Origin of the sequence: Mesorhizobium loti (assembly GCA_014189435.1) — a bacterium.
GTDB classification, from domain to species: Bacteria; Pseudomonadota; Alphaproteobacteria; order Rhizobiales; family Rhizobiaceae; genus Mesorhizobium; species Mesorhizobium loti_G.
Genome location: CP050293.1, coordinates 129,105 through 142,719, shown reverse-complemented (window position 1 = coordinate 142,719; position 13,615 = coordinate 129,105). Strand labels below are relative to the sequence as shown.

13 protein-coding genes and 1 pseudogene are annotated in these 13,615 nt (G+C 63.4%); 2 read left to right on the top strand and 12 right to left on the bottom strand.

The window, feature by feature from the left end:
• Positions 1–29: 29 nt before the first annotated feature.
• Together HB777_00670 and cobA are read right to left on the bottom strand one after the other, a co-directional pair.
• Positions 30–335, bottom strand: a complete 306-nt coding sequence (locus tag HB777_00670; protein ID QND62564.1) for a DUF2849 domain-containing protein — start codon at positions 333–335, stop codon at positions 30–32.
• Positions 332–1,783 carry a uroporphyrinogen-III C-methyltransferase gene (cobA, locus tag HB777_00665; GenBank protein QND62563.1) on the bottom strand — a complete coding sequence of 484 codons (1,452 nt, stop codon included), beginning with the start codon at positions 1,781–1,783 and terminating at the stop codon, positions 332–334. The genes HB777_00670 and cobA overlap by 4 nt, the downstream gene beginning before the upstream one ends.
• 607 nt (positions 1,784–2,390) lie before the next feature.
• Between cobA and HB777_00660 the strand changes: the two genes are divergently transcribed.
• Positions 2,391–4,175 (top strand): Kef family K(+) transporter, encoded by a 1,785-nt coding sequence (locus HB777_00660; GenBank protein ID QND62562.1) that lies wholly within the window; start codon positions 2,391–2,393, stop codon positions 4,173–4,175.
• Here the strand turns inward: HB777_00660 and HB777_00655 are convergent.
• On the bottom strand, positions 4,172–4,972 hold the full coding sequence (locus HB777_00655; GenBank protein ID QND62561.1) for a helix-turn-helix transcriptional regulator: 801 nt from the start codon (positions 4,970–4,972) through the stop codon (positions 4,172–4,174). The two genes, HB777_00660 and HB777_00655, sit on opposite strands and share 4 nt — an antisense overlap.
• A gap of 108 nt (positions 4,973–5,080) precedes the next feature.
• Here HB777_00655 and HB777_00650 point away from each other — a divergent pair, with 108 nt between their 5' ends.
• Complete coding sequence (locus tag HB777_00650; protein QND62560.1) at positions 5,081–6,001, top strand: zinc-binding dehydrogenase; 921 nt, start codon at positions 5,081–5,083, stop codon at positions 5,999–6,001.
• Positions 6,002–6,014: 13 nt separating this feature from the next.
• On the opposite strand, the gene HB777_00645 is transcribed toward HB777_00650, so the two are convergent.
• From HB777_00645 to HB777_00605, 9 genes and pseudogenes are all read right to left on the bottom strand, one after another.
• Entirely contained in the window at positions 6,015–6,767 is a 753-nt protein-coding gene (locus HB777_00645) for an SDR family oxidoreductase (GenBank protein QND62559.1), read from the bottom strand.
• 145 nt (positions 6,768–6,912) lie between these two features.
• On the bottom strand, positions 6,913–9,189 hold the full coding sequence (locus tag HB777_00640; GenBank protein ID QND62558.1) for a penicillin-binding protein: 2,277 nt from the start codon (positions 9,187–9,189) through the stop codon (positions 6,913–6,915).
• A gap of 370 nt (positions 9,190–9,559) precedes the next feature.
• A complete protein-coding gene (locus tag HB777_00635; protein ID QND62557.1) occupies positions 9,560–9,943 on the bottom strand; it encodes a hypothetical protein in 384 nt (127 codons plus the stop codon).
• 113 nt (positions 9,944–10,056) lie between these two features.
• A complete protein-coding gene (locus HB777_00630; GenBank protein ID QND62556.1) occupies positions 10,057–11,070 on the bottom strand; it encodes a hypothetical protein in 1,014 nt (337 codons plus the stop codon).
• 84 nt (positions 11,071–11,154) lie between these two features.
• Positions 11,155–12,068: pseudogene (locus tag HB777_00625) on the bottom strand (hypothetical protein).
• 24 nt (positions 12,069–12,092) lie between these two features.
• Entirely contained in the window at positions 12,093–12,239 is a 147-nt protein-coding gene (locus HB777_00620) for a hypothetical protein (protein QND62555.1), read from the bottom strand.
• 25 nt (positions 12,240–12,264) lie between these two features.
• A complete protein-coding gene (locus tag HB777_00615; GenBank protein QND62554.1) occupies positions 12,265–12,519 on the bottom strand; it encodes a GlsB/YeaQ/YmgE family stress response membrane protein in 255 nt (84 codons plus the stop codon).
• Positions 12,520–12,629: 110 nt separating this feature from the next.
• A complete protein-coding gene (locus HB777_00610) occupies positions 12,630–12,833 on the bottom strand; it encodes a hypothetical protein (protein QND62553.1) in 204 nt (67 codons plus the stop codon).
• A gap of 84 nt (positions 12,834–12,917) precedes the next feature.
• The gene (locus HB777_00605) at positions 12,918–13,538 is read right to left on the bottom strand and encodes a ribonuclease D (GenBank protein QND62552.1); all 621 of its coding nucleotides are present in this window, start codon (positions 13,536–13,538) and stop codon (positions 12,918–12,920) included.
• Positions 13,539–13,615 lie beyond the last annotated feature (77 nt).

Genomic DNA, 13,615 nt, shown 5'->3' with positions numbered 1-13,615 from the left:
GGGCGCGTCCGCCCATGCCTGGTGTCTTGTTATGCTGCCCAAGTCGACTGCTTGCCAGCTTGCTTGCCGAGATCGTTGCGGATGGTCGGACCTGCGGCGCGGATCTTCTCGCGCAACCGCACCGGCTCGACGACGCCGTTGACGACATCCGCATCGATCAAATTCACGTCGACCACTTCGTTGGCGGCGTAGGCCTTGGCGCCGATCGCCTCGAGCCTATCCTCGGCTGCCTTGTCATGGGCGAGGTCGGCATGGTCCACCGTCTCGGCCCAGCCGCCATCGGCATACCAGACGGCAATGCCGTCGGTGAGGCGGTTGGCGGTCAGTATCTTCATTGCTGAACTCCTTCGGCGACCGAACTGGACGCGCCTTCATGCCTGTGTGCCGCGAGCGGCTCGGACCGTTCAAAGTTGGCGCCAGCGACCGCATCGCCGATGATGGTCATGACCGGGCCGGAAAGATCGGCGCGCGCTTCCAGCGACGGCAGGTCGGCAAGCGTGCCGTGGAAGCGGCGGCGGTTGGCGAGGCTCGCATTCTCGACCACGGCCACCGCGGTATCCGGCGACAGCCCGGCCTCGATCAGCCGGCCGGCAACCTCGGCCGCGACCGAGCGGCCCATATAGACGGCGACGGTGGCGCCCGAAATGGCGAGCTTGGCCCAGTCGGGCAGCGAATTGCCCTTGAGGTCGTGGCCGGTCGTGAAAACCATCGACGAGGACACACCGCGCAAGGTCAGCGGCAGTTCGAAATCGGCAGCGGCGGCAAAGGCCGCGGTGACGCCCGGAACCACTTCGTAGGCAATGCCGGCATCACGCAGTGCCGCCATCTCTTCGCCGGCCCGGCCGAACACCAGCGGATCGCCCGACTTCAGCCGCACGACGCGCTTGCCTTCACGGCCAAGCTCGACCAGCAGCGCATTGATCTCGGCCTGGCTCTTGGTGTGGCAGCCCTTGCGTTTTCCGACCGGCAGGCGCTCGGCATCGCGGCGGCCCATGGCAACGACCGCCTCCGGCACAAGCGCGTCATGGACGATGACATCCGCTTCCATCAGCAAACGGTGGGCGCGCAAGGTCAAAAGATCCTCAGCGCCTGGGCCGGCGCCGACCAGCGCGATGTGGCCCGTAGCAGGCGTGTTCGACAGCAGAAGATCGACGGCGGCGTCATGCGCCTGCGAAAGCTCGCCGGCTTCAGCCGCGCGGGCAGGAGCGCCAGCGAAGAAATCGTTCCAGAAGCGGCGACGGGCATTGCCTCTCGGCAGCAGCTTCTCGGCAGCACCGCGGAACGAAGCGGCAAGGATTGCCAGCGGCCCGAGCGAGGGCGACAGCATGCGGTCGATGCGGCCGCGCAGCATCTGGGCAAGCACCGGGCCTGCACCTTCCGTGCCGATGGCGATGGCGACCGGTGCGCGGTTGACCAGCGCCGGGGTGAAGAAATCGCAAAGCTCAGGCCGGTCGACGGCATTGACCGGAATGCTTAAGCGGCGCGCATCCGCGACCACACGGCCATCGAGTTCCTCATCGCCGCTGGCGGCAAACACCATGACCGCGCCTTCGAGCTGAGACGCGTCGTAGGCGGCGGCAAAATGATTGGCGCCGGTCTGAGCGATGAAGGCGAGCAGGTCGGGCTCGGCGTGTTCCGCAACGATGCGCAGGACCGCGCTCGACTGTCCGATCAGCCGCGCCTTGGCCAGCGCCTCTTCGCCGCCGCCGACGATGGCCACGGTCTGCCCCTCGACCCGCACGAAGACGGGAAAGGCATTGAGTTTGGGAGCAGTGTGCGACATGGGCGCGAGCGGAATCCTGAACAGGCTTGCAGTTCTACGCGCGGGCGTGAGAAACCAGAAGGAACGCACTCGCGCATCGCCTGTCGGGATGCAATCGCTTTTCTGAAAGCATCCCGGCCAAGAGAAAAATATTCCTCATCGGCGGATGGAGCGGATTCAAGCTGCTGTCGCAGGCCTTGATTTGTAGGTCTTTTAGCGCCCAACGAGAAAAGCCGCAAAACAGTTTTTTCTAAATTCTACCAATTTAGTAGATTAAAGTCGCAGGCATTGGACAACCTGCATGGCCGGCACCCGCGAGGGTCCGGTTAGAACATTACCGGTTCGGAAGTCGGGGACAAAGTGACCCGCCGAAATTCCCAAGACACTGACCAACCACAGCCTGATCGTTGTCGATCGATCGCGTCGGATCGGAGCGAAACATCATCGCGCGAATTCAAATCCGACCGGCGGTTTCTTCGGCTGCCGGTCAAGTTTTTGCGGCCGCACCGTCGATTTCATGGCTTTGCGGGTTGCATCGCCGACACCCCATCCACCATATTGCAAACAGGCGGCGGCTTCGGGCGGCGACCATCCAACATTGCTGATTTTGAAAGGCGCTCCATAGACAATGCCGCATGACACGCCCCTTATCGCCACCATTGTCGCCGGTCTGGGGCTGGCTTTCGTCTTCGGCGCTCTCGCCAACCGCTTCCGTATTCCGCCGCTGGTCGGCTATCTCGTAGCCGGCGTGTTGGTCGGGCCGAACACGCCCGGTTTCGTCGCCGATGCCGGCCTTGCCAACGAACTGGCCGAAATCGGCGTCATCCTGCTGATGTTCGGCGTCGGCCTGCACTTCTCGTTGAAGGACCTTCTGTCGGTGCGCGCCATCGCTGTGCCCGGCGCCATCGTCCAGATCGGCTTTGCCACCGCGCTCGGCGCCGGCCTTGCCTGGATGCTCGGCTGGTCGATGGGTGCGGGGCTGGTTTTCGGCCTGGCGCTGTCGGTCGCCTCGACCGTGGTGTTGCTGCGCGCGCTGCAGGAGCGCCGGATGATCGAGACCGAGCGCGGCCGCATCGCCGTCGGCTGGCTGATCGTCGAGGACCTGGCCATGGTGCTGGCGCTGGTGCTGCTGCCGGCCCTTGCCGGCGTGCTCGGCGGCCAGGAGCAGGTGGACACCCATGCGAGCGGCCTGCTGTCGCTACCGGCCAGCTACGGCATCTGGGGCGTCGTCGGCGTCACGCTGGCCAAGGTCGCCGCTTTCGTCGTCGTCATGCTGGTGGTCGGCCGCCGGGTCATTCCCTGGATCCTGCACTATGTCGCCCACACCGGCTCGCGCGAATTGTTCCGGCTGGCGGTGCTCGCCATAGCTCTCGGCGTCGCCTTCGGCGCGGCAAAACTGTTCGGGGTCTCGCTGGCGCTGGGTGCCTTCTTCGCCGGCATGATCATGAGCGAGTCAGAACTTAGCCACCGCGCGGCGGAAGAATCGCTGCCGCTGCGCGATGCCTTTTCCGTGCTGTTCTTCGTCTCGGTCGGCATGCTGTTCGACCCGTTCAGCCTGATCAGCAATGGCTGGCCGATCCTGGCGACGTTGGCCATCATCGTCATCGGCAAATCCTTGGCGGCGTTCGTCATCGTCGTCGCCTTCGGCTATCCCCTGGCCACGGCACTGATGATCTCGGCAAGCCTTGCCCAGATCGGCGAATTCTCCTTTATCCTGGCCGAGCTCGGCGTCGGGCTGAAACTGTTGCCCGAACAAGGTCGCGACCTCATTCTGGCCGGCGCCATCCTTTCGATCGTGCTGAACCCGCTGATGTTCCTGGCCATCGACTGGATGAAGCCATGGCTGGAGCGGCGCGCCGCCAGGACGGCACCGCCGGTCGAGGCAAAGCCGGTCGGCCCGGCGACGGAACCGGGCCAGGTCGCCTCTGTTGCAGCCACGACGAAAGCGGAAGACGGGCCGCCGCCCAGGACAACCCTCACCAACCACGCCATCCTGATCGGTTATGGTCGCGTCGGCAGTCTCGTCGGGGCGTCGTTGAAAGAGGCCGCCCTGCCCTTCCTCGTCGTCGAGGATGCCGACAAGACACTGGCCAGACTGAAAGCCGACGGTATCGAGACCGTCTCCGGCAACGCGGCCAACGCCGAAGTGTTCGCCGCCGCCAATCCCGAAGGGGCGAAGCGGCTGATCCTGGCCATTCCCAATGCCTTCGAGGCTGGCCAGATCGTGCTCAGGGCACGTGCCGCCAACCCCGGCATCAACGTCATCGCCCGTGCCCATTCCGACGCCGAGGTCGAGCACCTCAAGGGCCTCGGCGCCAACACGGTGATCATGGGCGAGCGCGAGATTGCGCGGGGCATTGTCGAAGAGGTGTTGGGTCACAAGCCGGGGGCTGCCGAACCGTCCGCTGCCTAAGCCGCGCCGCCATGGTGCACGACACTGCTGAGGTATTTTGCCGGGGGCTTGCCGAGTGCCTTCTTGAACATGGTGATGAAGGCCGTGACGGATTCATAACCGAGATCGCCCGAAACTTGCTGCACGCTGGCGCCGGAGGCCAGCTCTCGTATTGCGACGATCAAGTGCAATTGCTGACGCCAGCGCCCGAAGCATAAGCCAGTCTCCTTCACCACGAGACGGGCGAGACTGCTTTCGCTGAGCGCGACGCGATTGGCCCATTCTGCCAATGTGCTGCGGTCGGCAGGATCTTGCGCCAACGCTTCGGCGATCCGCCGCAAGCGCGGCTCGGATGAGATCGGCAGATGCAGCTGCTGGACAGGCATGCGCGGCAGCTCGGTGAGCAGGGTCCTGGTCAAAAGCTCATCCCTCGCCGGATCGTCCTGCACACCATTGGAAAGCTCGATGATCAGTTCGCGCAGCAGCGGCGAGATCGAGAGCGTGCAGCATCTGTCCGGCAGATCGGCAGCTCCCGGCTCGATATACACGAAGAAAATACGGGCGTTGGCGGTCGCGACATTGCTGTGCTCCATGCCGCTTGGAATCCAGACCCCGCTATGCGGCGGCACCATCCACAGGCCGCTGGGGACGCGGCAGGTGACGCCGCCTGCAAGCGCGAAAACGAGTTGGCCCTTGCGGTGCCAATGGGAGGGTACCTCCGCTCTGGTCTCGGGGATGTCGACGCGCACGGCAATCGCCGGCGCGGAAAGGTCATCCACATCGAAATTGAGCCAGGGGTAGCGGAGGGGTTGTCTCATGATTGACTGTTTTTAGCGATCAGATGCTTTGATGTCTAAATTATTCAAAGGCAAAAATCGATAGGTTCCACTGCCGTGCGTCCAACGCGCAACAGTGAGGTATGAACCATGCTTGCCCTCGTCATCTCTTCCGAAAGCGCGACCGGATTGAGGATCGCGGAACTCGCCGAACCTCAGCCGGCCTCGAACGAAGCGCTTGTCTCGGTCCGCGCGACCTCGTTGAACCGCGGCGAACTGCGCCTGCTCGCCATCCGTCCGAACGGCTGGATACCCGGCCAGGACATCGCCGGGTTTGTCGAACGGGCAGCAGCCGATGGTTCCGGGCCAGCCATGGGCGCCCGGGTTGCGGCTCTGGTCGACCAGGCCGGGTGGGCGCAACGGATCGCCGTTCCGACCGACCGTCTCGCGGTTCTGCCGGATGACGTCAGCTTCGTTTCCGCAGCCACGCTTCCGGTCGCCGGCACGACGGCGCTGAGGACTTTGCGCCATGGCGGCGACCTGACCGGCCAGCATGTCCTGATCACCGGTGCTAGCGGTGCGGTCGGTCGTTTCCAAATCCAGATTGCCCGCGAGCAAGGCGCCTCGGTAACCGCGGTCGCCGCCGCCCGGCACGCCGAGGACCTCCGCGGCCTTGGAGCCGAGCAGGTTGTCGAAGCAATCGAACTGGCCGAGGGACCGTTTTTGCTGATCACCGAGTCGGTCGGCGGCCAAAGCCTCGCCCACGCGATCGAACGCGTCGCACCTGGCGGGACCATAGTCATGTTCGGTTCGAGCAGCGGCGAGCTCACACCCATCGGATTCCGCCAGTTCGTTCCGGATCATGAAGGGGCGAGGCTTCAGACTTTTGCGTACTACACGTCAGGTCCAGGCATTGGCGAGGACATCGCCTCGCTGCTCGCTCTGGTCGCAGCCCGCCGGCTCGAGACGCGTGTGGCCATGACCGTGCCGTGGACCGACATCGCCCAAGCCCTGGACGCATTGCGACAGCGCAGCTTCAGCGGCAAGGCTGTTCTCACCATAACAGGGTGATCACCCTGTATTGTCACACGTGCTGGCCGCCATTGATGTGGATTTCCGAACCCGTCACATAGGACGCCTGCTGCGAGCACAGGAAGAAGATGATGTCAGCGACCTCGGCCGTGGTGCCAAGGCGCCTGAGCGGAATGGTCTCGACGATCTTGTCCGTGCCCGGCGACAGGATCGCGGTGTCGATCTCGCCGGGCGCGATGGCGTTGACGCGGATGCCGTGCGGACCGAAATCATGCGCCATCTCGCGCGTCAGCGAGCCGAGTGCCGCTTTCGACGTCGCATAGGCCGTGCCGGCGAAGGGATGCACCCGGGTGCCGGCGATCGAGGTGACGTTGACGATCGAGCCCTTGGCCGCCGCCAGTTCCTTGAACAGGCCGCGCGCCAGCATGATCGGCGCGAAGAAATTGACCTGGAACACGTCGCGCCAGACATGCATCGGCGTGTCGATCGAGTCCATGCGGCTATTGCCGTCCTTGAGCTTCGGCGAAATGCCGGCATTGTTGACCAGCGCATGCAACTGGCCGCCATGCGCTTCCAGCCGGTGGCGGATTTCGGAAACGGCGATGCCGACATCCTCCTGGTCGGCGAGATCGACCTTGATGTGGTCCTCCGGCCCGGCCGGCCAGGGGCAATCCTCGGCGAAAGCCTGCCTGGAGCAGGTGATGACGCGCCAGCCCTCGCGCGAAAAACGCTTGACCGTGGCGTGCCCGATGCCGCGGCTGGCGCCGGTCAGCACGATGGTTTTTCTAGTGTCGAGTTCAGCCATTTCAGGGTCTCCGGGCCGGAGATGTAGCCGAACGACGCCGAGGTGGCGAGAGGCGAGTTGCCGCTAATCCATGTCGCTCAAAAGTAGCCCCGGTTTTGAGGCAACGACATGCATAGAAACAAAGAGCTAAAGCGCGCGACGCGCTTTAGCCGCCAAGGAGATCCAGGATCGAGGTCTGCCGCTTCTTGCGCGGACCACCGACGTCGCCTGGCGGCACCGGGTGCTTGATCGACGCGGTGGCGCCGTCGTCCTCCGGCATGGAAAGGCCATCGGCATCGACGGTCTGTGCGGGACGGGCCGCGCGGACCGGTGCCGGCGCCTGGGCGACCGGCGCGGCTGGCCGCGCCTGCGGCGCCTGCTGGCCGACGGACGCGGATGGAACCGGCGCCGGCGGCGTGTTGTTTGCCGAGGGTATCTCGTCGGGCACGATGGTGTCGGCCGGCGTCGATTTCCAGGTGCCGGGCAGCGGCCGCACCGGCACGCCCTCGTGGGCTGCGACCATGAATTCGTGCCAGGCCTGCGCCGGCAGTGCGCCGCCGGTGACCTTCTTCATCGGGCTGCCGTCATCATTGCCAAACCACACACCGGTGGTGAGGTTGGCGGTGTAGCCGACGAACCAGGCATCGCGCGAATTCTGGCTGGTGCCGGTCTTGCCGGCGGACGGCCAGGCGAAAGCCGCTTTCCGGGCGGTGCCGATCTCGACCGTACCGGTCATCATCGAATTCATCATGCCGACGATCTCGGGCTTGACGACGCGCGGCGCGCTGCCGCCACCGCTGTCGTAGAGCACCTTGCCCTCGGTGGTCGTCACGCGACGGATGAAATGGATGTCCGGTTTGTAGCCGCCATTGGCGAAGGGCACATAGGCCGATGTCAATTCCAGCGGCGTCACTTCCGACGTGCCGAGCGCGATCGAGGTGTTGGCTATCAGGTCGGACTGGATGCCCATGCGGTGCGCCGCCTCGACAACCGCGTTCGGCCCGACCTCCATGGTCAGCTGGGCGGCGACCGAATTCAGCGATTTGGCCAATGCGGTGGCCAGCGTCACCTTGCCGAAATACTTGCCGCCGTAATTGTCGGGCGTCCAATTGCCGATCTTGATCGGCGCGTCGTTGCGGATGCTGTCGGGCGTGCGGCCGGCTTCAAGCGCTGCCATATAGACGAATGGCTTGAACGCAGAGCCCGGCTGGCGGCGTGCTTCCGAAGCGCGGTCGAACTGGCTGGTCGAATAGTCGTAGCCGCCGACCATGGCGCGCACCGCACCGGAATCGTCGATCGACACCAGCGCGCCCTGGGTGACGTTGAGCTTCTTGCCGCTGTCGTCAATCAACCTGCGGATCGACTGTTCGGCGAGCTTCTGCAGGTTCAGGTCGACGGTGCTGTCGATGACGATGTCACCGCGCACGTCGCCAATCAGGTCGGGCAGTTCCTCCATGATTGTGTCGGCGACATAATTCTCCGAGCCGGTCCAATAGGACGGCGCGCGCGTTGCCGGCGCACTCATCGCCGAGGTCAGTTCCTTGGCGCTGATCTTGCCCTCATCGCGCATGGCGGCAAGCACCAGTTGCGAGCGTTCCTCGGCGGCCTTGGGATCGCGTGCCGGCGACAGCCGCGACGGTGCCTTCAAGAGGCCGGCAAGCAGTGCGGCTTCCGACAGGGTGACGTCGCGCGCGCTCTTGCCGAAATAGCGGCGCGAAGCCGCTTCGACGCCATAGGCGCCGGAACCGAAATAGACCCGGTTGAGGTACATTTCGAGGATCTGGTCCTTGGTGTGCTTATGCTCCAGCCACAGCGCCAGCAACACCTCCTGCACCTTGCGCTCCAGCGTGCGGTCGGGCGTCAGGAACAGGTTCTTGGCCAATTGCTGAGTCAGCGTCGAACCGCCCTGCGAGAAATGCCCGCCGAGCACGTTGGTCACCATCGCGCGCGACAGCCCGATCGGGTCGATGCCGAAATGCGAGTAGAAGCGGCGATCCTCGATGGCGATGACGGCCTCCGGGATATAGGGCGACATTTCGTGCAGGCCGACCGCCTCGCCGCCGCTCATGCCGCGATTGGCGAGCAATTGGCCGTCGGCCGAGACGATCTTGATGTTTGGCGCGCGGTCGGGGATCGACCAGGTCGTCGCCGCCGGCATCTTGGCGCCGTAGTAGATGACGATACCAGCCACCGCGATGCCACCCCAGATGGCGAGCACGAAGCACCAGTAAAACATCCGACCGAGCACGCCGAACAGGCCGCGCCGGCTCCTGCCGCGCCCACCGCGCGATGATTTCGCCTTGGCCGGCTTGCGTTTGGCGGAGGCTTTGCGGTTGCTCGGCACGACGCGGTCCTCCTCGTTCACCGAAAGACCCGCCGAGGACCGCGCCTGCGGCGGTCCCTCGAAACTGGGTTCGATGCGACTGTCTCTGCGGTTCGCCATGCGCTGTGCTTGATATCCCCGATGCCTATGGCGTTCGGGTTGAAGAGTAGATGCGGCGATTTAAGGGCGGGTTAAGTCGGAAAAATTCAAAGCGATTGACAATCAAATGCTTGGGGTCCGGCCGCTGTCGCTCGGTTCGAGGCCCCTTATTCTGGCGCCAGCAAGCGCCTCACACCCTCGAAGATAGAACAATCAGAAACCGCAGCATTTTGTTCGGACGCCAAAGACCCAACTCCTGCCAGCCGCTGCAAGCCTTTGGCAGGCGTTGCAACCATGTTCCTCGTCAGGGCGCGATCGCAAGTGGTTACAGCTTCGCGTCGGACCGCGCCCTAATCATCTCGTCACCAGGTGATCACCTGGCGGACATGCGTCAGCCGATCGCCGCACGAACCGAAAGCGCTGCCCTGGACGATTGCATAACCTCGCCAACATGGCAGTAGCAGACAATCTCGTGCAGTTGGTGGTCGGTCAACTCGAAGAAGCGCTTGGCTTCGCCATAGCTGTCGTCTTTCAGACCTTCGTCGTGCAAAATGGGGTCCGTGAAGGCAACCGTTATCGGCGAGCCATCGCCTCGCATCACATCGCGCTCGGACGGCGCACGGTATTCGGTCCCGGCAAGCGCGTTCAGGAGCCGGCTGGGCTCACGTTCAAGAAGTTCGGCCCAACGTAGGAGACGCTGGGTTCGGCTCATTACCGGCTGTGTAGTGCTGATCTCGGCCACTGCATGCAGTTGGTCCAGTGTTTGGTGCTTCATGGCAACCTCCTAATGGTTAGGTTGGTTGGCCCAAACGCCCTATTCCGACATCATAGCGCCGAAGCGGCGATCCGTCATTCTAATTCCATGTCGGGTTGGGCCCTCTTCCGGCGCTACGCCGGTGCAATAGCCCTGCCTTGCCGGCAATTTTCAACTGCACCGAGTATCGTCGTCAGCGCGAAAAAGGCCAGCGTCTGCTCTTCGCAGGTCACAGCCACGACGCTGTTGGACCGGTCGATATCGAGACCTTTCGGCCCGCCCTCGTCAAAACTGGCCCTGCCGCGCAGGAAGGTTTCTTCATCGAGCACAGCAACCGAGCGCGCGGGCTCGCGATGCTCCTTCCAGCCACCGTCGCCTGCATAAACATGCACCATTTGGCTGCCCGCGTCGGCGACGAGGATGTGCCGATCGTCAGCAGTAAAGCGCACGCCGTGCGGATAGCCGGCATTCTGCAGGACACCGGCCGGTTCACTGTCCGGTCCGAGCGACGCGGACATGCTGTAGATCTTCACATCCTTTGTGCCGTGGCTGCTGACGGCGATCCACTTTCCGTCATGGCTGAGCGCAATGCCGTCCGGTATGTCGAGACCGCGCTTTAGCAGCGGCTGATTGCTTGTAGCGCGATAACCAAGCAACCGGTTGACGACATGCCGGGTGACCAGATGCGTGTAGTTGTTGCAGACCAGCAGGCTGACCCGGCCGTATGACTCAAGCCTGATCGCAATCGAGCCCGGTGAATTCAGTTTGTAGGGCCGCCTGCCTCGGAGCTGGCGAATGGCGGTGATCTGACGGCTTTGGCCAGCCGGTTCTTCACGCGGCAGCGCAAATAGCGCAACCAGCCCATCGCGATTGGCGATTGCCAAGGTCCGGTCATCGATGAAGTCGAGGCCGTGGACTTCACCCACGTCGTCCGACGTCAACTCCATGAAATTGTGAAGTGTGACGCCTGGGCCATCAGGTCCCGTCTCGACGTCGATGCGCAGGATCAGGCAGCGCTTGCGCGCATATCCGGCAATTGCCAGCAGCCGGTTATCAGGCGAGAACCGCAGGTCTTCCGTGCGCCCGATTTCCGCAAGCGCGGCCCGCACGGCGTCGCCTGCCTTGAAATCGATCTGGTGTATCGTCATGCGCCTCTCGTTGGCATTGAAGGCTGAAAATCTGTCTCGTCGGCCCGGCTCATTGCCAAATCCTGCCCGGCTTTGATGTCTGGTTCAGATAGGCTCGAACTTCACATCCGGCTGGTCAGGCCCCCGGCTTGCCGCAACAGCGCGAGAATGTGTTCGCCCCTGTCAACCTGCTGTCGTCTCCAGTTCGAGGCGTTCGTCACATGCAGCCAGCCATCGACCACCATGAAAAAATCCTCGGATTGATCATGTCCGGCGCCGAAATGAAGCGATGTGTTTTCAGCGAACCGAACCAGCGCCGGATCGATCGACCTGTAGAGCACCGGCCAGTTGCCGCCACCGGAATCCATATGAAACTTGTAGCTCGGGGCGAAATCCAGCCGTCGGCGCAGCAGGCTTCCATCGAAAAAACTGAACCCGGGCCACAGGAACCAGCCGCCCGGCGTCGGCGTATCGCGCCGCACGCTCCCGTAGAGGCTTTTGCCCTCCATTTGGGCGCGGATCGAAAATGGTTCAGTCGGAAAGATGTCATGATCGATGAAGCCGAAAAGCTTCGGCCCGAACCTGGGCAAGAAATTCCGCACGATCCAGTTGAGCGCTTGACCGTGCGACCTGCTGACAACCAGCCTGTTCCTCGGCAACGCGACATAGGGGACATGCTGGCGGCGACAAAGGTCGCGGATGGCCTCCCTTGCCTCGTCCTTCTTGCTGTTGTCGAAGACGATGTAGCTGTCGTGCTCGGCCAGATATCGGCGCACGAGGTGGATCTGCCATTCGATCACGTCGGGCCGGTTGAAGGCCACGCTAGCGATGATCGCATCGCTGAAAGCCTGCTCTCGCCCCTGCAGTTCGCTGACCGGCGCGGATGCCCTCAGGAAGCGAAATACCCGCCAATGATAGCGCAGCCACGCCTCGCGCCTTGGCGGCCTGTTCAGCCTCTCCCATTCCGCGACGGTGATTGCGGGCCGATCAGTGCCTTCCGATGCGTCAGAAGCCACCATGTCGCGCTCCCACCGATCGACGGTTCAGTTCTGCTGGATCGAGATGCCCTTGTCGTCGATCTTGAGCTCGACGCCCTTGGGTCTGGTCTGCTCGCGATAGACATAGATACCGAGCGCGATGACCACGACGACGAGCGCGCCAATGACAAGATAGAGCGTATTCTGTTTCACGGCGCGCCCTTTGCGTTGTCGAGCCTCAGGCTCGTTTCAGGACCTTGACCAGCACCAGCAGGATGATAGCGCCGATGGTGGCATGGATGATCGAGGCGAGAATGCCGCCGCCGATGGAGAAGCCGAGCCGCGGGAACAGCCAGCCGGCGATGAACGCGCCGACGATGCCGACAATGATGTTGCCGATCAGGCCAAAACCGAAGCCGGAAACGACAAGACCGGCGAGCCAGCCGGCGATGGCACCGATGATGATGAAGACGAGCAGGCTTTCGACACCCATAGCGATTTCCTCCGAGCAAGAGGGCGACGGCGGAACGGAAAGCTCCGAATCGGCCTCGATATCAACGGCTTCAGGCTATTCGAAAGCGGCCGGCCTCACCAGCGGCGCCCTCATTGATCGTCATCGTCGCTTGCGGCAGGCCGCCAACTGGTCGGCTCGACCTTCTTTTGCGTGTGACTGTCGGTGTAGACCCACCAACCGTCGTCGCGATATTGCGCGATGGATTCGTTGATCACGCCGTCGCTGTCCTTCCAGGTGACGGAGACCTTGGAACCGTCGGTCGGCGCGGTCGCTATAGGCTTTCTGTCCGTCATGTCATCCCCCATTTGAGCCGACAGAACGCGGCGGCCCGCATCTGGTTCCAACCAGCCATCGACGGCAGCTCGCCGCGACGACCGTCAGCTATGGGCGAAGATATCCTCTTCGTCCCAGCCCATCAGATCGAGTTTGGCACGCGTCGGCAGGAAGCGGAAGCAGGCATCGGCTTCCTTGGTCCGCCCATCGCGCGCCAGCCGCCCGGCCAGCACATCGCGCAACCGGTGCAGATAGAGCACGTCGGAAGCGGCATATTCGAGCTGTTCGGGCGACAGTGTCTCGGCCGCCCAGTCCGACGATTGCTGCACCTTGGACAGGCCGACGCCGAGAAGCTCGAAGCAGATATCCTTCAGCCCATGCCGGTCGGTGTAGGTGCGCGTCAGCCGCGAGGCGATCTTGGTGCAGAACACCGGCTCCGGCATCACGCCGAACGCGTTGTAGAGCACGGCGAGATCGAAACGGCCGAAATGGAAGAGCTTGGTTATGCCGCGGTTCCTCAGCAGGTTGACAAGGTTCGGCGCCTTCTTCTGGCTGGGCGCGATCTGGATGACATCGGCCGTGCCGTCGCCAGGCGAAATCTGCACCACGCACAGCCGGTCGCGATGCGGGTTGAGCCCGAGCGTCTCGGTGTCGATGGCCACCGCCCCGACATTGTAGTGCGAGAGGTCGGGCAGATCATGCTTGTGGAAACGGATATCGGCCATTGTCTTCTCCGGTCGAGCCTTGCGCGTCCCTTGACCCGCAAGGGACGCTGTCGCGCTTTTGTCTTGTGGCCCGTCCT

Bases quoted from the DNA above. Each gene is read 5' to 3' on its own strand.
- HB777_00670 (QND62564.1), bottom strand. From the start codon at position 335: ATGAAGATACTGACCGCCAACCGCCTCACCGACGGCATTGCCGTCTGG.
- cobA (QND62563.1), bottom strand. From the start codon at position 1,783: ATGTCGCACACTGCTCCCAAACTCAATGCCTTTCCCGTCTTCGTGCGG.
- HB777_00660 (QND62562.1), top strand. From the start codon at position 2,391: ATGCCGCATGACACGCCCCTTATCGCCACCATTGTCGCCGGTCTGGGG.
- HB777_00655 (QND62561.1), bottom strand. From the start codon at position 4,972: ATGAGACAACCCCTCCGCTACCCCTGGCTCAATTTCGATGTGGATGAC.
- HB777_00650 (QND62560.1), top strand. From the start codon at position 5,081: ATGCTTGCCCTCGTCATCTCTTCCGAAAGCGCGACCGGATTGAGGATC.
- HB777_00645 (QND62559.1), bottom strand. From the start codon at position 6,767: ATGGCTGAACTCGACACTAGAAAAACCATCGTGCTGACCGGCGCCAGC.
- HB777_00640 (QND62558.1), bottom strand. From the start codon at position 9,189: ATGGCGAACCGCAGAGACAGTCGCATCGAACCCAGTTTCGAGGGACCG.
- HB777_00635 (QND62557.1), bottom strand. From the start codon at position 9,943: ATGAAGCACCAAACACTGGACCAACTGCATGCAGTGGCCGAGATCAGC.
- HB777_00630 (QND62556.1), bottom strand. From the start codon at position 11,070: ATGACGATACACCAGATCGATTTCAAGGCAGGCGACGCCGTGCGGGCC.
- HB777_00615 (QND62554.1), bottom strand. From the start codon at position 12,519: ATGGGTGTCGAAAGCCTGCTCGTCTTCATCATCATCGGTGCCATCGCC.
- HB777_00610 (QND62553.1), bottom strand. From the start codon at position 12,833: ATGACGGACAGAAAGCCTATAGCGACCGCGCCGACCGACGGTTCCAAG.
- HB777_00605 (QND62552.1), bottom strand. From the start codon at position 13,538: ATGGCCGATATCCGTTTCCACAAGCATGATCTGCCCGACCTCTCGCAC.